The sequence below is a fragment of the Anaerobacillus sp. genome, assembly GCF_046314235.1.
GTDB lineage: Bacteria > Bacillota > Bacilli > Bacillales > Anaerobacillaceae > Anaerobacillus.
This window is the reverse complement of record NZ_JBKBWN010000014.1, coordinates 40883-64360: the sequence shown is the minus strand read 5'-3', so window position 1 is coordinate 64360 and position 23478 is coordinate 40883. Positions and strand designations below refer to the sequence as shown.

Here is a 23478-nt window from a genome sequence, read left to right as displayed (position 1 = left end):
CGTTCAAGAAATTTCAGGGACAGATAACAATAAAAAAACATGTGATTTCTAGTGTGAAATCGCATGTTTTGCTTATGAATGGCTTGTTAGACCTCTGAAAAAAACCGGTTATACTCCACGGTTTTTCTTTTGAATTCGCAGCGACATCCAATATCCAGCTGCGATAGAAACAGTTCCTGCAATTATTACTGGGATTGTTTGTTTTAAGCCATCAAAGGCAAAAATGACAATCATTAATGTTACTAAAAGCGCTCCAAATTTGCTATATGATACTCTTGTAAAAAAAAGCATCATGAAGAATGGTAAAATGAGCGCTAAAAGGACATTGAGCATTTACTCCCTGCTCCCTCCAACGTATATTATCATGATTAGGTTAGACACCTACATAACATTATTTTCATATTTAGGCTCATCAGCAACAAAGAGGATACCAATTTGATGATGTTCGCCAGTATAAAGAGAAGTGTGTGCAAAACGAAGTTCGCCATTCTCATCAATAATTTCTAGCTTACAGAATGCTGAGTTAAGCTGCAAGCCTTCATAGAATTGCTGAGCATTTCTTACGCGAACTCCATTAACCTTAGTGACTACTTCGCCTACTTTAACAGCCATTTTTTCTGCTGGTGATTTGGGAATAACCCCAAGGATGACAAGTCCATTTTCTCTTTGTGTGTACATATTTGTTTCCTTTTCTTCTTTCAACCTTAAAAGGAATGTGAGTGTTTCCCTTCCAAAAATTAGCGCAATTGCTACAATCGGAACAAAAATAGGGAAGTACAAGCTAAGAACACTCAAGGCTAATACAAATATACCGATAAGTAAAACTCGTTTACCATTGTTTATAATAGCATGAACAGGGATTGTACTGCGAATCACCTGCTGAAAGCCAACCGCAAAAGGAACTGCTATAAGTCCTAATTGAGGTACGTCAGCATTTAATAATGGCCAAAACTCAATTGGGAAAAGCGGTCCCATTGGTAGCAATAAAAATACGGGTAATATCCATACTCTTTGCGCTTCTTGCGCTCCAATAATTTTCCCGCGTTTACTCTTCAATAATTTTGGTGAGCTTTGTTTATAGCCAGTTTTTAAAATTAATGCACCTTCAGTAATCAGGAACAAACTGACAAGTAAAGCTAGTCCACCTAAATGAACAGAATGAACTTCAGCAATCCATTGATCAATAATCACTGTTCCTGTCTCAAACTTAGGAAGAAGCATGGCGACTAGTAGTGTTATTCCACCTATATAGGCAGGCGATAACCACCGAGCCTGTCCTGTTAATAAGATAACTCCATAAACTAGAGCAAATAAAACAATTATGCCAATTGGGATAACAACTCCAATAGCAACGATTAAAATTGAGAGAACAAAACCGGCAAGTAAGCCTGGTAGGACGGGGTAAATGAGATCGTCGACTACATCATACACTCGAGTATGAAACATAGCTCTTTCCCTTTGCACTCGTTTGTAACCCAAAAATAAGCTAAACATTAGAAGGATATAAAATAGCGGATGTATAAAAAACAGTCCTATTGCTTTTAATAGTTCCATGCCGATTACGTTAAAGTCCAATTTTTCAGCACCCTTCCCATTTTAAAACATACTTCAATGAAATTCATCATTCATTATTTTCGCTTCTAAGTTCTAGATGTAGTTGCGTTAAAACCATTAGCAACTTTGATATAGCTCGATTAAGGTAATGATGAAATTCACTCACTTACATTCATTATAACTAGTCTGGCTTAAAATTACATTTATTTTTTCGGAATTCAACGATTTTCATCATTCATTATTACCGCTACTAGGTTCTAAATGTAGTTGCGTTAAAACCATTCGTAACTATATTTAGATTGATATAGCTCGATTAAGGTAATGATGAAATTCATTCAATTAATAAAATGCCAAACTTAACTTCGAAAAAATAGCTGAGATTAAAGGTGATAACTCCTTTAACCTCAGCTATTTGTTTTATTTCTGTAATATTAATTCAATCGCTGTCTTTAACTGACGATCATTCTCTTCATTGCGAACTTCTTGAATGATTTTACTTTGAAGTTCCTGTGCAGTTTTCTCGTCAATCTCACCTGTGACTGCAAGGTTATTCGTACGTTGGAAGGCTGAAACTGCGGTTTTGGTTTGTTCTCCAAAATAGCCATCCACTCGCCCTGGCTCTAAGCCTAGACCTTTTAACATGATTTGCGCATTTTTAATTTGCTCACCCATCATATCGTATTTCAAAGGTTCTTCAATATTTAAAGGTGCAACGTAGAAATAATCTGGTTGCTTAATCTCAATTGTAGGATCAACACCGACTTCGTTAATATTGTTCCCTGCTGACGTCAACCACCGATATAAAGTTAACTTGATCTCGCTACCGTCACCCATTTGCAACGCCTGCTGAACAGTACCTTTACCAAATGTCGTTTCACCGACAACATCATGTCCGCCCGCTTCTTTCAATGCCGCAGCTAAGATTTCTGAAGCTGAAGCACTCCCACTATTAATAAGCGTTATAATCGGATAGTCTTTTTCTTCTTTTAATGAAGACACGTAGCGTTCACGTTCACCATTACGTTTTTCAATTTGAACGATTGGCTTGCCATTAGGAACGAGCAAATGACCGATTTCCTGGACACTTCGCAAATAGCCACCTGGATTGCCTCGAACATCGATAATTAGCCCTGAAATCCCTTCTTTTTCATAGTCGGCTAACGCCACAGCAAAATCTTTTGCTGTCCCCTCTGAAAATGATGTGATTTCAATTAAGGCAATTTTCTTGCCGTTTCGCTCAAGTAATTTCGTTCTAATCGTTTCAATTGGAATATCATCTCTTGTTACAGGAAGTTCGATTGGTTCCGTCACACCAGGCCTTTCAATTGTTAGGTTAACGACAGTTCCTTTCTCCCCACGAATTTTTAAAACGGCTTCGTGTAATGATAAGCCTTCGGTATCTTCACCATCGATTTTAATAATTTGGTCATTCGGCCTTAAACCAGCCTTTTCGGCTGGAGAATCGCGAAACGGAGCAACAATTGTTACTTTTCCGTTTGTCATACTTACTTCTGCACCAATTCCTTGAAAATGAGAATCTAATGAGTCCATAAATTGCTTAGCTGTGCGTTGATCCATATAAACAGAATATGGGTCATTAAGGGTTTCTAGCATGCCTTGAATGGCGCCTTCTAATAGCTTTTGATCTTCAATTTCTTCGACGTAGTTTTCATTAATAATTTGATAAGCTTTCCCAAACTTTGCTAACACTTCTTCCATTGATATCTCAGGACTGACCTCTTCTTTTGTTGTTTCCGTTTGATCTTTCTCTACAACTCCAGTTTTTACTTGCTTCGGAGCACTTAGATCAAAAACAGCAAACGCTGCATATGTTCCCCCAGCCCCTACTAAAAAAGCCAGGAAAATAAAAAGAGCTACGATTTTGCGGTTAATATACATTTTTTCACCTCATTTTTTACGGAAAAGGCATTACATCATTTTCATGATGCAATGCCTTTCTTTCAATAGTAGTATATGACGAGCTACCTCATTATAGAATGTATAATTTTTAAGTTAGTGATTCTTGATGAGAGGTGTCAAACACTAAGCTTAATCTTTTTAATATAAACAATACTTTACACTAGTAGCAAACAATAATCAACGAAACTATCTCGGAATGTAGTTCAATGGATTTACTGAGTTCGACTTAGCACCGTTCCAAGGTCCCTCGTGTACTTCAAAGTGTAAATGTGCGCCAAATGATTGACCAGTATTACCCATATACCCTAACAATTGACCTTTAGTCACTCGTTGACCATCGGATACCATGCGATTTTCTAAATGAGCATATAAGGTCGTAATAACTTGTCCATTAACGTTATGAGATATCATTACCGTATTCCCATAACTTGGTGAATAATATGAACGGATTACGGTACCAGCTTCAGCAGCGACGACATGAACATCACCAGATCTACCAGCTTTACCTATATCAATCCCATGGTGCATTCTTCCCCACCGCATTCCGTATGGCGATGATATCGCACCTGTAGTCGGACGCATAAATTGCCCTTCAGCAGTTACCGCTGGTGTTGGATTACTTGGTGTACTGGATTCCGTAGAGTTATTGGTGTTAGTCGAACCGCTTCTAGATGCTTCTTCCTGTTTACGCTTTTGTTCTTCCTCTAACCGCTTCCGTTCGGCTTCCAACTGCTTTTGACGCTCTTGCCAAGCTGCAAGCTCCTGTTTCATGGCTCGTTCCTGTGCAGCAAGGATTTCATCAATTTCTTCAAGTTCACCTAGATCAGCATGAAGTTGCCCTTCTTGCTCTTCTAATTGTGACATTAAGCGATCTTTTTCCTTACGCTGCTTTTCTAGCGTTGCTTTTAGTACCTCTAATTCAGCTAATTGAGTTTCTAATGAAGTTAATTCTTTTTCCATTGCAATTTTTGCTTCTTCAACAGCCATTTTTTCATTATGGTGAATTTCTAAGATATTATGATCTTGCTGAGTGATCGTATTCAATGCCGAAATTCGGTTAATAAGGTCGCCGAAACTTTGTGCTCCAAGGATAACCTCCATATAATTGACAGAGCCACCATTTTTGTACATGGAACGAACGCGGTTTTTTAATAATTCATCCCGTTCAGCTATTCTTTCCTCTAGCAGCTTAATTTCTGCCAATAACTCTTCAATTCTTTCTTTTGTAGCTTCAATTTCTTTATCTTTTGCACGAATTTCTTGATTTGTTGCCTCACTTTTATGATCAATTACACGAATTTCGTCTTTTACCTTATTCATTTCGCGTTCGATTTCTTTAATCTCATTCTCTTTTTGCTTAAGATCGTCTTTATTACCCTCGCGTTCCTCTTGTATGTTTTGAATTTTATGCTGCAGTTGCGTATTTGCTTCAACATTTTCTGATCCTAGCGTCGTTAGAAAACTTCCCATCGCTACTATTAAGACTGTAAACACAAGAAAAAGTCTCTGTTTCATCGTTTCAGTTCCCCCTTAAACACTAATGGTTGGCGTGATTTATCTATTAAACTTTTAAAAACTTTCGAACGGAAGTCATACTTCCCCAAACACCAATAAAGGCACCAATTCCAATTAGAATTGCGCTCACTTCGAAAATGAGTGGATCAGATGGAAGTAAGCCAATAAACATTAATTCTAACTTTTGTCCAAAGCTAACATAAAGCTTTTCGTACGTATATGCTAAAATACCAACCGGGATGAATGAGCCGATCAAGCCTAACAGCAATCCTTCGATGAAAAATGGCCAACGAATGAAACTATTCGTCGCTCCTACAAGTTTCATAATCTTTATTTCTGTTTTTCTAGCAATGATCGTTAGTTTAATCGTATTGGCAATTAAAAACATCGTTGTAAACATTAACCCGATGATTAAGAAAAGCCCAATCTGCCTAGCTAATCCAGTGAAAGCGAATAGTTGTTCAACAACATCCTTTCCATAGCCAACATCTTCTACATATGGAAGTGGTTCAATTTTATTAGCGATTTCCTCAGTTTGTTGCGGTGAGAGTGCTTGCACAATAAAGACGTCATAAAGGGGGTTTTCTGTTCGTAATTGTTCAAAAATCTCCCCTTGTTCACCTAAACTATCAATGAATTCTTCTAATCCTTCTTCTTTTGGTAAATAAGTTATTGATTGTACATTAGGAATTCGTTGTATTTTTTTACGAAGTTCTTCTTGTTGATCCTTTGTTGCTGCTAAATCAATGAAAACTCTTATTTCTACATCTTCTTCTACGCTAGTAGCAAAGTGATTTAAGTTTAAAATCAATAAAAGAAACACACCTACAATAAGTAACATAATCGCTACTGCACTTATAGAGGCGAATGTCATCCAGCCGTTTCTTGCTAGATTTTTCGTCCCTTCTTTTCCGTGGCGGAGGAGCGTTCTACCTTTCATAGCCGTAACCTCCTTTAAGCTCATCACGAGCAATACAACCACTTTCAATGGCAATAACACGTTTACGAGTCGTATTTACAATTTCCTTGTTATGAGTAGCCATAACAATCGTTGTGCCTCTGTTATTAATTTCCTCTAATGTTTTCATGATTCCCCAAGATGTATCTGGGTCCAAGTTTCCAGTAGGCTCGTCCGCAATTAGCACGGCTGGACTGTTGACAATTGCTCTAGCAATCGCTACTCGTTGTTGTTCTCCACCTGATAACTCATGTGGTAAAAAACGTGCTTTGTTCTTCATTTTTACAATATCTAAGACGTTCATGACACTTCTTTTAATAGAAGATGGGCTTTCCTCAATTACTTCTAGAGCAAAGGCAATGTTTTCATAGACTGTTAATGTAGGTAGTAATCTAAAATCTTGGAATACTACACCGAGACTACGACGTAGCATTGGGATTCGTTTCTCTTTTATTTGTGCTAGATTGTAGCCGTTTACAATAACTACACCTTTGGTCGGCTTCACTTCACGGTACATTAATTTTATAAACGTCGATTTACCTGCTCCACTAGGACCGACAACGTAGACAAATTCTCCCTTGGAAATGGACACATCAATACCGTTGATGGCCATGACACCATTAGGGTAGGTCTTCCATACATCTTTCATTTCTATCATGGCTTCACTTCCTTATGCGTAGATTTCTAGTATGTAGGCGAAACTCTCAGAGGTTCCGAAACTCTACATTTATTTCTATTAAGCTATTCCTATTTTACAGTAATATACAAATTTGTACAGTATCCGTCTCAGATTCCATTATAACATCATTAATCTACAAATTAAGCTGAAAAATATTACATTTTGATTTCATAAAAAAAAAGAATATTTCGTTATTTAAAAAACGCCTACGAGTTAGGCGACTAAGCTCTTTGTTTTGCTAAATTTTTATAATTAGTAAATACTGGGCATCTATGATTTTTTGAAAAATAAAAACCCACTAGTATAAAGGAAAGCTCAGGAGCAGTAGGTGCTCAGAGCTAAGATTTATTTAGAAAAACGATATACATCCTTATCTTAAAATAAAAAGGTTATCCTGTGATGTCGGTGCCAGGCACCAACATATACAGAATAACCTCTTATTTGAGTTTATTGAGCTGCAATCCAAACCGCTAAATTTTCTGCTTCTTCTCCAGTTACCATATTTGCAGGCATTCTACCAACACCTTCGACAATGGCGATGTAGACTTCTTCTTTTGTTAGGCCAGTAATTGGCTGTGGGTAGGCTCCAGCACCTTGCAAATCAACTCCGTGACAACCCGCGCAAGATCGCTTATTTGTTGCCTCAGCTAACGCTGCGTCGTATGTATCTGGTAGTGTGATGTCTTCAGGCTTTAGACCTTCTGTTGCTGGTTCGGATTGAGTTTCACCACAGGCTGTTAATAAGAACGTCCCAGCCAATAATGCAAAAAAGATTTTTTTCACTATTCAAGTCCTCCGATGGTTATATTTTTTTATAATTATACTATACCGGTTTTTTTAACCAATCTCAAAAAGATAGTGAACTTTTCATGAAAAAAAATCCCTTATCGTGTCGATAAGAGATTTAATACAATTATTGAGCTGCAACCCATGCTGCTAAGTTTTCAAGTTCTGCTTGATCCTTAACTAAACCACCTGGCATTGCACCTTGACCTTCAGTAAGAATTGCGACAACATCATCCTTAGATAAGCCTGTGCCTACTAATGCTGGATTAGATCCTTGACCTTCTAAGTTGCCACCATGGCACATTGCACATGATTGCTTATAAGTACTTTCTGCTGCTGCTGCATCGTATGCACCTGCTGCTGTTTCATCTGTAGCTGGCGTTTCAGTTGGAGCTGGTTCTTTTGCTGGCTCGTCTCCTCCACAGGCTGCTAAAATTAATGCTGCACCAAATAATGCTGTAAGTAGTTTTTTCATTTCCAAGACCCTCCCAAGTTTTATTGATTATATGCAAGGACCTATATAGTATGTCCTTACTTCTCTATTTCTAGTATCAATACTATTAAATTATACATTATTTAGCAAGTAATTCCACTCGACTTTTTTCTCACTTTTTAAACCCTTCACCTAAAACTTCTGTAGCATTTGTCACAATTACAAACGCATTTGGGTCAATATTTTTAATAACTTGTTTCAATTTCGTGACTTCCATCTGATTTACGACACACATTAGCACAGGACGCTTATGGTTCGTATATCCACCATAGCCTTCTAACTTCGTCACACCACGGTCAACACCTTTAAGAAGACCCTCTTGCACTTCCTCTTGCTTTTCAGAAATAATCAGTGCTACTTTTGCATAGCCAACGCCCATTTGCACAAGATCAATTGTTTTTCCAGTAATGTAAAGGGCAATTAGTGCGTAAAGGGCTAATTCAATGTTAAAGACGATTGCCGACGAGGCAACAATCAAGCCGTCAATGATAAATACGCAGGCACCTAACGACAGACCTGTATATTTATGAATGATTTGTGCTGCCAAATCAGTCCCACCAGTTGACGAATTAGATCGAAAAACAATTCCTAACCCTAACCCAACACCTATCCCTCCAAAAAGGGCACCTAAAAGAGGGTCTAAAGTGGCAGGTTCTAAATTTCTCGATAAGAAAACGACAAGTGGTAGAAAGATCGTTCCTACTAACGTTTTCGCTCCGTACTTAAATCCACCTAATAAAATTACACCAGCGATAAATAAAGGGATATTAAGAGCCCATTGCGTAAATGCCGGTGTAATTGCAAACATATCATAAATAATCGTACTTATCCCGCTTACCCCTCCTGAGGCAATACGATTAGGTAGTAAAAATAAATTAAAGGCTAATGCTACAATTGCTGATCCAACAACGACGTGGGCATACTCCCAAACAGCATGCCACTTCGGACAATTCGGTCGAAATGGACTTCTTCTTTTACCTTGCTTATTCAATATCAACACCTACTTTATGAATTTCATGGAGTAAAAATCCTTCAGTAGTATAACACCACTTCTTGAACTCTGTAAACGTAAGTAAATTAACGCTTTAACGAAGGAAATACATTTAAGTGTGTCTACCTGTAAATAGTATCTACAGGAAAGTTCACTTTCTGCGAATAGAAAACTCGCGCCAATTATATTAACATCTGTGTTGGTGAAAGTGAACTTTCATTGGTGCCTGGCACCCTTCGTGGACATTTTTCATTTTTATCCACCCTAGGAGAACAAAATCCATAAAAAAAGAGGCGGGGACATAACAAAGTATCAGACACCGCCAGGCACCTAATATAGACATATGATATATCTGTACGTCTATATTTAGTAGGATCCTTGTTGTGTCAGACACTTTTGTCCCAGCCTTTTTTTAGCTTCTGATTTTGGAGCGTAAATATGCATCAATAAATGGGTCTAAGTCACCATCCATGACAGCCGAGGTGTTGCCAACCTCGAAGTTTGTGCGGTGGTCTTTAACTAAGCTATACGGATGGAAGACATATGAACGGATTTGACTGCCCCAACCGATTTCTTTTTGTTCACCACGTATTTCGTCTAATTCTGCTTTTTGCTCGTCAAGCTTAAGCTGAAAGAGTTTTGCTTGAAGCATCTTCATTGCTCGTTCACGGTTTTTAATTTGTGAACGCTCAGTCTGACATGTTACAACCGTATTTGTCGGCACATGTGTAATCCTTACTGCCGAGTCTGTTGTGTTAATATGCTGCCCACCCGCGCCACTTGCTCGGTACGTATCGACTTTAAGTTCATCTGGTGAGATATCAATTTCAAAGTCATCTTCAAGTTCAGGCATAATTTCGCATGATGCAAAGGACGTATGACGACGGCCTGAGGCATCGAACGGAGAGATTCGAACAAGACGGTGGACACCCTTTTCTGCCTTCAAGTAACCGTAGGCATTATGGCCTTTAATAAGCAAGGTTACACTTTTTACCCCTGCCTCATCACCTGGCAAATAGTCGAGTGTTTCGACTTTGAAACCTTTGCGTTCTGCCCAGCGAGTATACATCCGCAGTAACATCGATGCCCAATCCTGGGACTCAGTACCACCAGCACCTGGATGGAGCTCTAAGAGGGCATTATTTTTATCGTAAGGTTCGCTTAAAAGCAGCGTCAATTCAAATTCATTTAAATCATTAGAAAGCGTTAGAACACCAACTTCTAATTCCTTTTCTAATTCAGCATCCGGTTCTTCTTTAACGAGTTGGTACGACACATCTAAATCGTCGTAGCGTTCTTGAAGGCTTAAAAAGATATCTACTTGCTCTTTTAGGCCATTCGATTCATTTATAACCCCTTGGGCTTTTTGTTGATCGTCCCAAAAACTCGGGTCTGTCATCTTTTCCTCGAGTTCTGCAATTCGCTCTTGCTTAACTTCTAGGTCAAAGAGACCCCCTAAAGTCCGCTAAACGCTTAGCCATCATCGTAAGCTCTTGTTTGATCTCGACAAGTTCCATTTGTATCCACCTTTATATTGTAAAATTTAAATCTAAAATCAAGTGGGTCAAGCTTTGCAGCCTAACCCACTCCATTATTTATTAATTACCGCAACATTGCTTATATTTCTTTCCACTTCCACAAATACAAGGCTCATTTCGGCCGATTGTTTCACCTTTACGAATCGGCTTCTTTTTCTCTGGTTCTTTACCTGAGCTCGCATGAATCGCTTTTCCTTCAGCGACTTGCTTCCGCTCTAAATTTTGCTCGATTTGTGCTTTCATTATATAGGTTGCAACTTCTTCTTCAATTGAAGCAATCATTTCTTCAAACATCACAAATCCTTCAAAACGATATTCACGTAATGGGTCATTTTGGCCGTATGCACGTAAATGAATCCCTTGACGAAGTTGATCCATCTGATCGATATGGTTCATCCACTTCGTATCAACAGAACGAAGTAAAATAACTTTTTCAAATTCGCGCATTCTCTCCGGTTGGAAATCGATCTCTTTTTGATTATACGCTTCTTTCACTTTCTCCATGATTAGCTCGATCATTTCTTCAGGGTCTTTTCCAAAAAGATCTTTCTCTGTGACAACACCTTCGTTAAGAACAGTACCCCTCATATAATCAGCTATTGCTTTTAAATCCCAATCCTCTGGAACTTGATCTTCTGGAGTTAGAGTATGAACATTACGCTCTACGGCAGATTTAATCATATTTTCAACGATCTCGCGAACATTTTCAGACTCAAGTACTTCTAAGCGCTGCTTGTAGATAATTTCGCGTTGCTCACGCATAACGTCATCATATTGTAAAATCTGTTTACGAGCGTCAAAGTTGTTTCCTTCAACTCGTTTTTGCGCTGTCTCAACAGCACGGCTGACAAGCTTACTTTCAATCGCATCTTCATCCATACCGAGCTTTTCCATCATTGTTTTCATATTATCTGAACCAAAACGGCGCATTAACTCATCTTCCATCGACAAGTAAAATTGAGACGAACCTGGATCACCTTGACGTCCTGCACGTCCACGAAGCTGGTTATCAATTCGGCGAGATTCATGGCGCTCTGTACCTAGTACGTGTAAACCACCTAAGCCAACTACACCTTCACCAAGCTTAATGTCGGTACCACGACCAGCCATGTTAGTGGCAATTGTTACAGCTCCTCTTTGACCTGCATTCTCAATGATTTCTGCTTCTCTTGCATGGTTTTTTGCATTTAAAACGTTGTGGGGAACGCCCTTCTTTTTTAGTAAAGAAGCCAATAATTCTGACGTTTCAACGCTTACAGTACCAACTAGAACTGGTTGTCCTTTTTTATTTAATTCAGCAATTTCATTAACAACTGCTTTAAACTTCGCTTCCATCGTTTTAAAAATTAAGTCAGGACGATCTTCACGAACAACCGGTAAATTAGTTGGGACTACCATGACATCCATCCCATAAATATTCCGGAACTCTTCTTCCTCTGTTTTTGCTGTACCGGTCATACCGGCAAGCTTTTGATACATACGGAAGTAGTTTTGGAAGGTGATCGATGCTAATGTCATACTCTCACGTTGCACAATTAGGCCTTCTTTTGCTTCGATTGCTTGATGAAGTCCATCAGAGTAACGGCGACCTTTCATTAGACGACCCGTAAATTGATCGACAATGACAACTTCACCATCTTCAACGACATAATCAGTATCGCGATGCATCACGACATGTGCTTTTAATGCTTGATTAATATGATGGTTTAACTGAACATGCGTTGAATCATAAAGGTTTTCAATATTAAACGCCTTTTCTGCTTTTTCAACACCTTCATCAGTAAGCTGAACATTTTTTGTTTTTTCATCATACGTATAATCTTCTTCTTTACGAATTGTCCGCACAAAAGAGTTGGCAACTTGGTAAAGCTTCGTCGACTTTTCCGCCGAACCTGAAATAATTAATGGCGTACGAGCTTCATCGATTAAAATCGAGTCTACCTCATCGACTAAGGCATAATTTAACGTGCGTTGTGCCATCTGTTCTTTATAAATGACCATATTATCACGAAGATAATCAAACCCAAACTCGTTGTTCGTTCCATATGTAATATCACAGTGGTAAACTGCTCGTTTTTCTTCTTTCGATAAGCCACTTACATTTAGACCAACTGTTAAGCCTAAAAAGTTATACAATTCACCCATCATCTGTGCGTCACGAGATGCTAAGTATTCATTGACTGTAACAACATGAACACCTTTACCAGAAAGGGCATTTAAGTAAACAGGTAGAGTTGCCACTAATGTTTTACCTTCCCCTGTTTTCATCTCAGAAATATTTCCTTCATGAAGAACAATTCCACCAAGTAGCTGTACCGGATAATGGCGCATGTTTAAAACACGCTTTGATCCTTCGCGAACAACTGCAAACGCTTCTGGTAAAAGTGAGTCTAGAGACTCTCCATCTTGGTAGCGCTTCTTAAATTCTTCTGTTTTTTGACGGAGACCATCATCTGAAAGCTTTGCCATATCGCTTTCGAGAGCCTCGATTTGGTCAACCGTCTTTTGCATTTTTTTTAATTGACGTTGGCTCGGATCACCAATCACTTTTTTCAAAAAACCTATCATTTATACTGCTCTCCTTTTTCGGGACAAAATCCCTAGTAATATGTATCCTTTGATTTTACACTTTTCACCTGTAAAAGCTATAGACAATTCGTTATTTCAACTTTTGTTCATAATTCCCTACATTTTACACTCAATTGTAATTTTAACAGTTCAAGAGGTTCGTTACAAGGATCGCGATGTGTGCCCTGAATTTTATATTTATAGAAAGAACTTGATTGAAGTAACTTTAAAGAAACAATGATGTATAAACAAAAGAGCACAGCAACCGCTGCACTCTTAAACATCCTTTTTACTGTGGCTCAATAATCCCATAGCGACCATCTTTACGACGGTAGACTACATTTGTATCGCCATTTACTGAATTAGCAAATACGAAGAAGTTATGTCCAAGCATATCCATTTGCAGAATTGCTTCTTCTGCATCCATTGGCTTTAATGAGAAGCGTTTTGTACGAACGATTTCTAGTTCGTCTTCATCCTCAAAAGCAACACCATTGCCTACTTCATTGCTGAACATATATTTCAAACTGCCTTCTTGACGGAATTTACGATTAACTTTCGTTTTATGTTTACGGATTTGCCTTTCAAGCTTTTCAACAACAAGATCAATTGCTGCATACATGTCAGTATGAGTTTCCTCAGCTCTTAATAATAGCCCAGGCATCGGAATTGTAATCTCAATAATTTGTTGGTTGTTGATTACTTGCAGGTTTACATGAACTGGTGAAGTTGGGGTTTCGTCAAAATACCTCTCAAGCTTCCCCACCTTCTTTTCAGCGTAATTCCTAATTGCTGGAGTTACTTCAATGTTTTCACCACGAATGTTAAAGTTCATATAAACTCCTCCTTTCCTTTATGTATGTAATATTCTACATACCCTTCAAGTAGTCCTTCATAAACTTACAAAATCTTTACAAAAAGATGTGAACAAATAGTTAACTCATTTGACTTGTTTATTGTTCACATTTAGTATTCACTTATTTATGGAAAAATAGCCCTGTTTTCACAGAAAACACATATTGCATTGAAAACCGCGCCACTACCATCACCAATTTAAAAGTCGCTTCACTTCGCTGTAAACACCTGTTAAAAAACCCTACCATAACAGGCAGGGTTTTTGCTCATATTCATATCCCTTACTAAAGCTATATAAAAAAATTGCTTTTTTAAAATAACTTACCTTACTGGGAATGTGGACTAGCGCTTCGTAACGTTTGCCGCTTGAGGTCCGCGAGCTCCTTCAACGATTTCAAACTCAACTTCTTGTCCTTCTTCTAATGTTTTGAATCCATCAGTGTTGATCGCTGAGAAATGAACGAAAACGTCGTCTCCATTTTCACGCTCGATAAATCCAAAACCTTTTTCTGCGTTAAACCATTTTACTTTTCCTAACATACTTACACATTCCCTTCGTGTTTAAAATCTTGTGGAAATGCTCCACAAATTAACTATAGCAACGTGTGAAAATCTAGTCAAACTATTTTGTTTTTTCAATTTCGACAAAAATCCTCGTATTTTTCCATAGTTTAAATATTTTGTCGATAATTATATTTCCAATTGCATGGGAATTTTGAAACCTTTTGGCGAAAATAAATGACTAATAAGGAAAATAGTGTCTTTTTACAGGAGGAATTCTTAAATGTGCGGATTTATCGGTGCAATTTTCCAAATCAAAGTTCAAAGTTATAACCTGTCTCACCTTACTAATACGATTATCCATCGGGGGCCGGATGAACAGGGATTTTATCAAGATGAGTATGTACAATTAGCCTTTACACGCTTGAGTATCATTGATTTAGAAAACGGTAGTCAGCCGCTCTCTTTTGAAAACGAGCGCTACTGGATCATTTTTAACGGAGAGATTTATAATTATATTGAAATTCGAGAGCAACTGCTGAAGTTTGGAGTCGAGTTCGTAACAACTTCAGACACAGAAACACTACTTGCACTTTATAGCGTAAAAAAAGAAGCAATGGTCAGTGACCTTCGTGGGATGTTTGCCTTTGTCATATGGGACAAGCAAGAGAAAACGCTCTTTGGGGCAAGAGATCATTTTGGAATAAAACCATTTTTCTACCATCAGAAAGATGGAGTTACTTTTTTCAGTTCTGAAAAGAAAAGTATTCTAGCTGCTCTAGAAGAAGATACATTAAATGAACAGGCCCTTCAACATTATTTGACATACCAATATGTACCTGAAACAGCGACAATGTCGAAAACTATTTTTCAACTTGAGCCTGGTTGTTATTTTACGAAAAAATTAGGCGAAGACATGCAAATCAAGCATTATTGGAAACCTTCTTTTAATCCAATAACAAGCAGTTTGCCAACAGCAAAAAAAGAAATCCTAAATATCCTAAGAAATTCTGTGAACATGCATATGCGTAGTGACGTTCCAGTCGGTTCGTTTTTATCAGGAGGTATTGATTCAACAGCAATCGTTGCACTAGCAAAGGAAGTGAATCCAAAGTTAAAAACCTTTACGGTCGGCTTTGAATATCAAGGCTATAGTGAGGTTTCAATTGCTGAGGAAACTGCTGAAAAATTGAAGGTTGAACATTATACCCATATCATTACTCCAGAAGAGTTCATTGAGGAACTTCCGAAAATCATCTGGCATCTCGACGATCCTGTCGCAGACCCTTCCATTGTCCCTCTCTATTTTTTAGCGAAGGAAGCCGCAAAGCAAGTGAAAGTTGTTCTTTCCGGAGAAGGTGCTGATGAATTATTCGGTGGCTATAATATTTACCGAGAGCCAATGTCATTAAAAGCCTTTTCTTATGTTTCACACACTGGTAAAAAACATTTAAAACGACTTGCTAGTTATCTACCAGAAGGGATCAAAGGAAAAAGTTTTATTGAAAGAGGTTGTACCGAAATTGAAGATCGCTATGTAGGGAACGCGAAAATATTTACTGAATTTGAAAAGTCATTACTTCTAAAAAATTACGACCCAGAGCAAGTATACACATCTGTGACAAAACCACTATTTAATGAAGCGATAGCTTATGATGAAATTACAAAAATGCAATACGTTGACCTCCATACTTGGCTTCGTGGAGATATTTTAGTAAAAGCAGATAGGATGACGATGGCCCACTCGTTAGAATTAAGAGTTCCATTTTTGGATAAAGAAGTATTTAACGTTGCTTCACAGCTAGCACCTCATTTAAAGGTAACAAAAGAGACAACGAAATTCGCTTTAAGAGAAGCGATGGCAGAAATCGTTCCAGATCACGTGTTAAACAGACGCAAACTTGGTTTTCCTGTACCTATACGAGTTTGGTTAAAAGACACGCTGTATGATTGGGCTGTAAAAACCATTAAAACAAGTGACACAGCTCATTTATTCCATAAAGATTACTTATTAAGACTTTTAGACGACCATGCCCAAGGTAAAGGTGATTATAGTCGCAAACTATGGACCGCGCTCACCTTCATGACGTGGCATCAAATTTATGTTGAGAAGAGCTTTGATTTCAGAGTACAGGCAACTGAGCATTTCTCGGTAGATCGTCGACTAGCTCTTGCAGCAGAAGAAATTCCAATTACAGGTTAGGCATCATATAACGACAACAAAAATGAGGCAGTCCCATAAGTGTCAGTGCCCCCCGTCTAGATAGAAGTACGAGTGCTTTGTTTGTACACAATCTATCTTTACTAGACGAGGTAACCGACCTAAAATTGGGATAGCCTCATTTTTTTCTACAATCACGTATTTCTGTATGAAGAGCATACTATTGGGGCTGTCAATTTTCTTTATTCACATAACTAATCGCTTGACTCCCCATTTGTGTCCATGCAAGTTTAAATTGGTCTTTCGGGACCGGCTGATTGACCTCTTGAGATAATGGATCATTAAAATATACATTCTTTTCATCGTAGCCTGTGATTAACACAGCATGGTGATATTTTGTTGCTTCAATCTCTTCACCAGATGGTGTCAACCACGTTTGAAACGCACTTTGGGGCAATGTTGTAAATTGAGTATGAATGATCGTCCAGACCGGATTGCCATTGTGAATTGGATACAAAATATCTTCAAAACTTGCACCAGTCATATCAATAATTTTTTCGGGCAGATACACTTCGGCAAGATCGGCAATTGGGCCGTGGTAAACACCAAAGCCAGGTTCATCGGCAGAATAGGGATTGCCAACAAAACCATCAAAAGGGTTCCCAAAGTAGATACGATCTTCTTCTATAATTAATGGTGTCGTATCCTTGCGTATTTTTTCAGCTAATTCTAGTTTATGCACCTTTTCCCCCGCAAAATGAAGTAACATGGCTAGACTTGTTATTTCTGCCCCTCTTTGGAGCTCTGGTAATTGAAGAATTAGCGGTACTTGCAGGACTTCAGACGGTAATCCGTCGGTTTTTTTCCAAACAATGATTTCAGGCTTTTGAAAATAGACAGGTGATTTCGCATTCAGTTCACGAGAAAAACTAACTGCTTCAGCATACGATTTGAAATATGCTACCTCTCCATGATTATGACCGACAGCAAATGGCGTTTCTTCTGGGAAAACTTCAATATCCTCTGGAAAGACCAACTTTTCTATAAAAGAGTCACGAAACGTATAGGTAACTCCTCCGAGTACGATTAAAATGATCATAAACGAATAAAATGCCCTGAAGAATAGTTTTTGTGCATTTACTATTTTGGCAATTGCATGCATTGCTATAATTAGAATGAGGAATACCGATACGATTCCCGCAATGATTAACTCCATCATTGTATCTCCTTATTTTGTAATTTAATGTTGTAATTGGATATATTTTCTATTAAAATAGTACTAGCCTCGATTTTCCTCAACAATTTCATTGCTTTCTCGACAAACTACTCTTATTTTACCAGAAATACATCCATTTAAAATGAAACATTATACCTATGAATGGAGTTTTTAGATGGTCAAAAAACACAATAATTGGTTTCCTGGGGCCATTTTCCATGTTAGTTGTTTTGGGCCATGGTGTCGGCGTATTTTTTATGAAGAGCCTGATTATGTCGCCTACTTATCTGTTCTAGAACGCGTTCGATACCAATACCCTTTTTACCTTCATTCATATTGCCTCATTGCAAACCGCATTCTGCTACTATTAGAAACAACTCATGTTCCAATTAAAGAAGTCATCACAACTCTCAATCTTGAATACTCATTATACTTCCAAAGAAAGTACTCATGTTTTCCCGAATTTCAATTTCATACATCACTTATCGACTCCGTAGAAAATTTTTTAAATGCTAGTAAAATCACTCACCTAGCACCCCTACAAGACAACCTTCCTCTTAACAATTACGGTTGGAGTAGTTACCTAGCATTTATTAGCTCCGTTCCTAATGATCACGTTGTTACTTCACAAATTTTATATTATTTTAGGCACCCTAAATCTAATCATTATTATCTTTTTGTTGAAGGTGAAGAAAATCGAGGCAAATATTTATGGGAGAATTCCCAAAAGGAGGCCTTTCCTTGAACCAAGTAATCCTTACAGGGCGATTAGCAAAAGAACCAGAATTGCACTACTCAAAAGACGGAATTGGCGTAACGTCATTTCACCTTGCTGTTAAACGAAATTATAAAAGCTCAGACGGAACATACGAAGCTGACTTTGTTCCTTGTGTTTCCTTTAGAAAAAACGCAGAGAATATTGCTAGCTATTGTGACAAAGGAACCCTAGTTGCCTTGTCAGGGCGGCTGCAAACTAGAAGTTATGAAAACAAGGATAATATTAAAATTTATGTTACAGAAGTAGTTGTCGATAGTATTGAATTTTTACAGAGAAGACGTAGTGAAGCTAAAAAAGAAAAAGTTCTAGCTTAGGAAGGGGCGTTTTTTTTGAAAACATTTCATCTTGGAAAAAAATCGCGAAAAAAACAACCGACCAATTTCTATCAATATAAAATCGAGTCTGAAATCGCAGCGTTACAACGCAGTTATGGTCAACTCAACCGAAAAATGGAAGAAATGCATTTGGAAAATATCCAAAGTGACGAGCTTCTATTAAAATATCTACGGAGAGGCGGGTAAGTGTTGAACTGAAGAATATGAGTAGTTGCTACAACTTATAACTTTAGTGGTAAGGTGGACTTTCTTTGGTGTGACATCGTTCGGGTGCAATAGGGGGAGCTTATCAGTCGAGGGAGCTCCCCCTACTTTTTTTGGGTGCCTGGCACCTAAATTTTGACAATTTTTTTACAGAAATTAAGAAATTATTCCTATTTTGTAAAAAAATGTGTTGATCTTTTTAAACACACAAAATAAAATATAGGAAGAAAGGCGCAACATATCTGATGACCAGATGAGGACTTATTAGTTGATTGTAGCAGCATTTAGGTTAGTGACAAGTTTAAGAATTTTTAATCTTTCCTTTTGCATTTCTAAATTCTCCTACCTCGCTCCCTAGTATAAGGTTCTCGTTCTTTCCCATATCCCATCCCTAACCAGAGCTAGGGAGCGATAAACTCCGGGGTGGGATACCCAATTCAATAAAATTTAACATAATTTTCATATACAAAAAACGTCCTAATTGTTATAATTTAAGTGCAAAAGTCTGAAGGCACTGCTACCACCAGGTACAACCTCGTTTCCGCTATGAAACAATGGTTGTTTTTTTATTAGGTGCTTGTGAAATCGTTTGCGCAAAATGTAACATATTTACTTTATTTGCTAATACTATAAAGCGGACATTATCTGAAGGAGGTTCTTTATTTATGTTATTAGAAGCTATTTACCATCGTCCAAAATCAAATTATGCGTATGCCTACGACGAGAAAACAATACATATCCGCGTACGCACGAAGCGTGAAGACATGGACCAAGTTTTTTTACTGCATTGTGACAAGTACAACATCAATGAAACAGGTTTTACAAAAGTTGAAATGAGAAAAATCGCTAGCGACTCTCTTTTTGACTATTATCAAGCAGAAGCACAACCCAAATTCCGTCGTTTTGCTTATATGTTCCAATTTATTAAAGGTGATGAAACCGTTGCAATGAACGAAGTCGGTTTTGTAACTGACAAAGAGTTTAGTGATGCGACAGTTTTATTTGCGACAGGATTATTTGAGTATCCATTCCTGAATGCCATTGATGTCAACAAACCACCACAATGGGTGAAGGATGCAATCTTCTATCAAATCTTCCCTGAGCGTTTTGGAAATGGTGACCCTTCGCTTAATCCTGAAAAGGTTGAGGATTGGGAAACTGCTCAGCCTGAACGCGATAACTTCTTTGGTGGAGACTTACAAGGGGTTATTGACCACCTTGACCATTTAGTAGAGCTTGGAATTAATTGCATTTACTTTACACCTATTTTTGAAGCTACGACAAATCACAAATATGATACGGTTGATTATATGAAGGTTGACCCTCATTTTGGTGATAACGAGCTAGCTAAAACACTTGTTGATAAGTGTCATGAAAAAGGTATTAAGGTGATGCTTGATGCGGTATTCAACCATTCTGGATATTTCTTCGGACCATTCCAAGATGTTGTCAAAAATGGAGAAGCATCGAAGTACAAAGATTGGTTCTATGTTCGCGAGTTTCCAATTCAAACAGAGCCAAAACCAAACTTTGATACATTCGCATTCACTGGGCAAATGCCTAAATTGAATACGGAACATCCAGAAGTTAAGGCTTACTTATTAGAAGTTGCCCGCTATTGGATCGCCGACATCGGTTGTGACGGTTGGAGATTAGACGTTGCAAATGAGGTTGACCACCAATTCTGGCGTGAGTTCCGTCAAGTTGTCAAAGCAGCTAACCCTGAGGCATATATTCTAGGAGAAATTTGGCACAACTCATTACCTTGGCTTCAAGGCGACCAATTTGATGCAGTTATGAACTATCCGGTAACGAATTCAATTTTAGAGTTTTTCAGTAAGGACTTAATCGATGCCGAAGAGTTTATGGGCCGTTTAGATGCGATTCTTTTAGCGTATCCACTACAAGTGAACGAAACAGCGTTTAACTTGTTAGACTCACATGACACGGCGCGGTTACTTACACTTTGTAACGATGACAAAAAGCGCATGAAGCTTGCTGCTACTTTCCAATTAACTTACATGGGTGCACCTTGTATTTATTACGGAGACGAATTTGGGATGAATGGCGGGAATGATCCAGACTGCCGTAAGCCAATGGTTTGGAATAAAGATAAGCAAGACCATGATTTATTTGAATTCTACAAAGGGATGATCAAGCTTCGTAAAGAAAATCGTGCTTTACGTGATGGCTCATTTAAGTTTTTAGATGCAGTCAAAGGCTCGAAGCACATTGTCTTTGAACGCACTGACGAACATAATCGTTTTGTGATTGTCATGAACGCTGGAGCTGAAGCAGTTGAAGTACAAGTACCAGGTTCTTATGACATTGTCACTGGAAACGCTACGCTGGATGGTGAAAGAGTCGCTGTCTCTGGATTAGAATACGTTATCTTAAAACAAAAATAAGCTGTAAAGTCCACGGAAAGGTGCCTGGCACCCTTTGTGGACTTTTTTACTATTTCCAGAAAGTTGCGTCAAGAAAAGTGCCTGGTACCTTTCTTGAACTTTTTTACCATTTGTGGCGATACAAAGGACAATACTTTACAAGGTGACTTATGAAAAATTTCCTATTTTCAAAAAAATGTCAAAATTACCATATTCACAGTCACTCTAGAATATGGTAATTTATTTATAGTTTATTGAAATCCCCAGTTCCCCCCTCTCTCTTCGCTTGTATTCCTTTTAGGAATGGCTTCTCAACCATAGCTACTGATGTTTTTCTTCAATGTTCATACTTTTTATTTTTTGCCAAGTGGGAGGTTTAATTTTCGGTGCCAGGCACCTCTACTTACGAAGTGTCCACGTGGGGTGGAAAATTAGCTAAAAATGTCCATTAAGGGTACCAGGCACCAAACACCAAAAAAAGTACCAATATAAAGGAGAGCTAAAATGGCGGCAATTGTACATTCATTTACAATTCAAGGAGTTGATGGTCAGCTTATAAACGTTGAGGCTGATACAATTTGTGGCTATCCTGCTGTTTCGATTGTCGGGCTTGGTGACACATCAGTTAAGGAAGCAAAGGAGCGAATTCATTCAGCCTTATCATTTTGCGGCTTTCATTTCCCTGAACAAAAACTAGTCATAAACTTAGCCCCATCACATATGAAAAAAAGTGGCACTCATTATGACCTTCCAATGGCGATTGCGCTATTAATTCGGACAAACCAAATAAAGGTCGTTCAAAAATCTTATGCTATTCTAGGAGAATTATCGCTCAATGGTGAAGTTCGCCCAGTTGCCGGAGTTCTGCCAATGGCAATCGCTGCAAAAGAATTTCAGATTAAAAGCCTCATCGTTCCTTACGAAAATGCTAAAGAAGCTGCTCTAGTAACGGGTCTTCAAATTATTGGTTGCGAAACATTGCATCAAGTTATTCATTTTTTGCAAAGAGGCACCATCCCTGAACCAACACATATCCTGCAAGCAAAAACTAAAGACTCACAACAACTTCAACTTGACTTTTCCGATGTGAAAGGACAGCAACTATTAATTGAATACTTGACTATCGCTTCAGCAGGCGGACATAATTTTTTAATGATCGGGCCGCCTGGTTGTGGAAAATCAATGATCGCTAAGCGTATCCCATCTATTTTACCGCCAATGGCGGAGAAAGAAGCACTTGAAGTTACAAAGATTTATAGTGTCGCAAAACAACTTCAGCAAGGTGGACTCATTGAGAATCGGCCATTTCGAGCACCACACCATAACGCCTCGACAAACTCACTTATAGGCGGTGGCTACCTCTCGATGCCCGGTGAGATCTCCCTTGCTCATCACGGCATTTTATTCTTAGATGAAATTGCTGAGTTTTCGAAAAAAGCATTGGACGCTCTAAGGCAACCATTAGAAGATCGCAAAGTTACGATTAGTCGTGTTCATACAACGAATACTTACCCGGCCAACTTTATGCTAGTCGCAGCCATGAACCCTTGTCCTTGTGGCTATTTCGGTCAAGAAAATTGCCGCTGTACAGATTATGAAATCTTGAAATATCGAAATAAACTATCAGGGCCCATTTTAGATCGAATTGATATCCAAAAATATGTCTCTTACGTCAATTTGTTCGAGCCCAAATCCGCGAACAATTCTTCGGAGTCTATCCTTGAAAAAGTTACTGCTGCTAGATTAATTCAACAAAACCGTTACAAAGGAACAACGATAAACTGCAACGCAGAACTACCCCCTAGATTAGTAAATAAATATTGTCAACTTGACTCCGAATCTGAAACTTTACTAAAAAAGGCTTACCAGCACTACAACTATAGTGGTCGGACGTTACATAAGTTTTTAAAGATTGCTAGGACATGTGCAGATCTCGAAGGCGCTACATCGATTCGTAAAAAGGATGTATTAACCGCCCTTCTTTCTAGAGATTTAGATCGTGAGAAAAGTGGACTACTAACCACATAGAAAGGAGGTGA

Annotated in this window: 20 protein-coding genes; 6 read left to right on the top strand and 14 right to left on the bottom strand. The window is 38.3% G+C overall.

Annotated features, from left to right (window positions below):
• Positions 1–108 precede the first annotated feature (108 nt).
• The 13 genes from ACK4M9_RS17485 to cspD all read right to left on the bottom strand — a co-directional run bounded on the left by ACK4M9_RS17485 (position 109) and on the right by cspD (position 14397).
• Positions 109–333 (bottom strand): DUF2198 family protein, encoded by a 225-nt coding sequence (locus ACK4M9_RS17485; protein WP_409853369.1) that lies wholly within the window; start codon positions 331–333, stop codon positions 109–111.
• Positions 334–381: 48 nt separating this feature from the next.
• The gene (locus ACK4M9_RS17480) at positions 382–1575 is read right to left on the bottom strand and encodes a PDZ domain-containing protein (RefSeq protein WP_409853368.1); all 1194 of its coding nucleotides are present in this window, start codon (positions 1573–1575) and stop codon (positions 382–384) included.
• Between the two features lie 396 nt (positions 1576–1971).
• Positions 1972–3447 carry a S41 family peptidase gene (locus tag ACK4M9_RS17475; RefSeq protein ID WP_486303945.1) on the bottom strand — a complete coding sequence of 492 codons (1476 nt, stop codon included), beginning with the start codon at positions 3445–3447 and terminating at the stop codon, positions 1972–1974.
• 213 nt (positions 3448–3660) lie between these two features.
• Positions 3661–4989, bottom strand: a complete 1329-nt coding sequence (locus tag ACK4M9_RS17470; protein ID WP_409853362.1) for a murein hydrolase activator EnvC family protein — start codon at positions 4987–4989, stop codon at positions 3661–3663.
• A gap of 46 nt (positions 4990–5035) precedes the next feature.
• A complete protein-coding gene (gene ftsX, locus ACK4M9_RS17465) occupies positions 5036–5929 on the bottom strand; it encodes a permease-like cell division protein FtsX (protein WP_409853359.1) in 894 nt (297 codons plus the stop codon).
• The gene (gene ftsE / locus ACK4M9_RS17460; protein WP_409853356.1) at positions 5919–6605 is read right to left on the bottom strand and encodes a cell division ATP-binding protein FtsE; all 687 of its coding nucleotides are present in this window, start codon (positions 6603–6605) and stop codon (positions 5919–5921) included. Before ftsE ends, ftsX begins: the two co-directional genes overlap by 11 nt.
• Positions 6606–7073: 468 nt before the next feature.
• Positions 7074–7409, bottom strand: a complete 336-nt coding sequence (locus ACK4M9_RS17455) for a c-type cytochrome (protein ID WP_409853353.1) — start codon at positions 7407–7409, stop codon at positions 7074–7076.
• A 130-nt stretch (positions 7410–7539) separates the two neighbouring features.
• The gene (locus ACK4M9_RS17450) at positions 7540–7887 is read right to left on the bottom strand and encodes a c-type cytochrome (RefSeq protein ID WP_409853351.1); all 348 of its coding nucleotides are present in this window, start codon (positions 7885–7887) and stop codon (positions 7540–7542) included.
• 130 nt (positions 7888–8017) lie between these two features.
• A complete protein-coding gene (locus tag ACK4M9_RS17445) occupies positions 8018–8896 on the bottom strand; it encodes a YitT family protein (protein WP_409853348.1) in 879 nt (292 codons plus the stop codon).
• 412 nt (positions 8897–9308) lie between these two features.
• A protein-coding gene (gene prfB / locus ACK4M9_RS17440) for a peptide chain release factor 2 (RefSeq protein ID WP_409853346.1) occupies positions 9309–10413 on the bottom strand; the annotation gives its coding sequence in 2 pieces (ribosomal slippage) (positions 9309–10340 and positions 10342–10413; 1104 coding nt in all).
• A gap of 81 nt (positions 10414–10494) precedes the next feature.
• Positions 10495–13002 (bottom strand): preprotein translocase subunit SecA, encoded by a 2508-nt coding sequence (gene secA / locus ACK4M9_RS17435; protein ID WP_409853343.1) that lies wholly within the window; start codon positions 13000–13002, stop codon positions 10495–10497.
• A 289-nt stretch (positions 13003–13291) separates the two neighbouring features.
• Positions 13292–13837 carry a ribosome hibernation-promoting factor, HPF/YfiA family gene (gene hpf / locus ACK4M9_RS17430; protein ID WP_409853341.1) on the bottom strand — a complete coding sequence of 182 codons (546 nt, stop codon included), beginning with the start codon at positions 13835–13837 and terminating at the stop codon, positions 13292–13294.
• A 362-nt stretch (positions 13838–14199) separates the two neighbouring features.
• The gene (cspD, locus tag ACK4M9_RS17425) at positions 14200–14397 is read right to left on the bottom strand and encodes a cold-shock protein CspD (RefSeq protein WP_071315607.1); all 198 of its coding nucleotides are present in this window, start codon (positions 14395–14397) and stop codon (positions 14200–14202) included.
• A 244-nt stretch (positions 14398–14641) separates the two neighbouring features.
• On the opposite strand from cspD, the gene asnB reads away from it, so the two are divergent.
• Positions 14642–16561 carry an asparagine synthase (glutamine-hydrolyzing) gene (gene asnB, locus ACK4M9_RS17420; protein WP_409853338.1) on the top strand — a complete coding sequence of 640 codons (1920 nt, stop codon included), beginning with the start codon at positions 14642–14644 and terminating at the stop codon, positions 16559–16561.
• Between the two features lie 190 nt (positions 16562–16751).
• Here asnB and ACK4M9_RS17415 read toward each other — a convergent pair whose 3' ends face one another.
• Positions 16752–17738: a C39 family peptidase gene (locus ACK4M9_RS17415; protein WP_409853336.1), complete on the bottom strand. Its 987-nt coding sequence runs from the start codon at positions 17736–17738 to the stop codon at positions 16752–16754.
• 172 nt (positions 17739–17910) lie between these two features.
• Here ACK4M9_RS17415 and ACK4M9_RS17410 point away from each other — a divergent pair, with 172 nt between their 5' ends.
• From ACK4M9_RS17410 to ACK4M9_RS17390, 5 genes are all read left to right on the top strand, one after another.
• Positions 17911–18480: a hypothetical protein gene (locus ACK4M9_RS17410; protein WP_409853333.1), complete on the top strand. Its 570-nt coding sequence runs from the start codon at positions 17911–17913 to the stop codon at positions 18478–18480.
• Positions 18477–18827: a single-stranded DNA-binding protein gene (locus ACK4M9_RS17405; protein WP_409853330.1), complete on the top strand. Its 351-nt coding sequence runs from the start codon at positions 18477–18479 to the stop codon at positions 18825–18827. The genes ACK4M9_RS17410 and ACK4M9_RS17405 overlap by 4 nt, the downstream gene beginning before the upstream one ends.
• A gap of 15 nt (positions 18828–18842) precedes the next feature.
• The gene (locus tag ACK4M9_RS17400; protein ID WP_409853328.1) at positions 18843–19034 is read left to right on the top strand and encodes a hypothetical protein; all 192 of its coding nucleotides are present in this window, start codon (positions 18843–18845) and stop codon (positions 19032–19034) included.
• A gap of 683 nt (positions 19035–19717) precedes the next feature.
• A complete protein-coding gene (locus tag ACK4M9_RS17395; protein ID WP_409853326.1) occupies positions 19718–21460 on the top strand; it encodes an alpha amylase N-terminal ig-like domain-containing protein in 1743 nt (580 codons plus the stop codon).
• 483 nt (positions 21461–21943) lie between these two features.
• On the top strand, positions 21944–23467 hold the full coding sequence (locus tag ACK4M9_RS17390; protein WP_409853323.1) for a YifB family Mg chelatase-like AAA ATPase: 1524 nt from the start codon (positions 21944–21946) through the stop codon (positions 23465–23467).
• The last annotated feature ends 11 nt before the right edge of the window (positions 23468–23478 follow it).

Bases quoted from the DNA above. Each gene is read 5' to 3' on its own strand.
- ACK4M9_RS17485 (WP_409853369.1), bottom strand. From the start codon at position 333: ATGCTCAATGTCCTTTTAGCGCTCATTTTACCATTCTTCATGATGCTT.
- ACK4M9_RS17470 (WP_409853362.1), bottom strand. From the start codon at position 4,989: ATGAAACAGAGACTTTTTCTTGTGTTTACAGTCTTAATAGTAGCGATG.
- ftsX (WP_409853359.1), bottom strand. From the start codon at position 5,929: ATGAAAGGTAGAACGCTCCTCCGCCACGGAAAAGAAGGGACGAAAAAT.
- ftsE (WP_409853356.1), bottom strand. From the start codon at position 6,605: ATGATAGAAATGAAAGATGTATGGAAGACCTACCCTAATGGTGTCATG.
- ACK4M9_RS17450 (WP_409853351.1), bottom strand. From the start codon at position 7,887: ATGAAAAAACTACTTACAGCATTATTTGGTGCAGCATTAATTTTAGCA.
- secA (WP_409853343.1), bottom strand. From the start codon at position 13,002: ATGATAGGTTTTTTGAAAAAAGTGATTGGTGATCCGAGCCAACGTCAA.
- hpf (WP_409853341.1), bottom strand. From the start codon at position 13,837: ATGAACTTTAACATTCGTGGTGAAAACATTGAAGTAACTCCAGCAATT.
- cspD (WP_071315607.1), bottom strand. From the start codon at position 14,397: ATGTTAGGAAAAGTAAAATGGTTTAACGCAGAAAAAGGTTTTGGATTT.
- asnB (WP_409853338.1), top strand. From the start codon at position 14,642: ATGTGCGGATTTATCGGTGCAATTTTCCAAATCAAAGTTCAAAGTTAT.
- ACK4M9_RS17415 (WP_409853336.1), bottom strand. From the start codon at position 17,738: ATGATGGAGTTAATCATTGCGGGAATCGTATCGGTATTCCTCATTCTA.
- ACK4M9_RS17410 (WP_409853333.1), top strand. From the start codon at position 17,911: ATGGTCAAAAAACACAATAATTGGTTTCCTGGGGCCATTTTCCATGTT.
- ACK4M9_RS17395 (WP_409853326.1), top strand. From the start codon at position 19,718: ATGTTATTAGAAGCTATTTACCATCGTCCAAAATCAAATTATGCGTAT.
- ACK4M9_RS17390 (WP_409853323.1), top strand. From the start codon at position 21,944: ATGGCGGCAATTGTACATTCATTTACAATTCAAGGAGTTGATGGTCAG.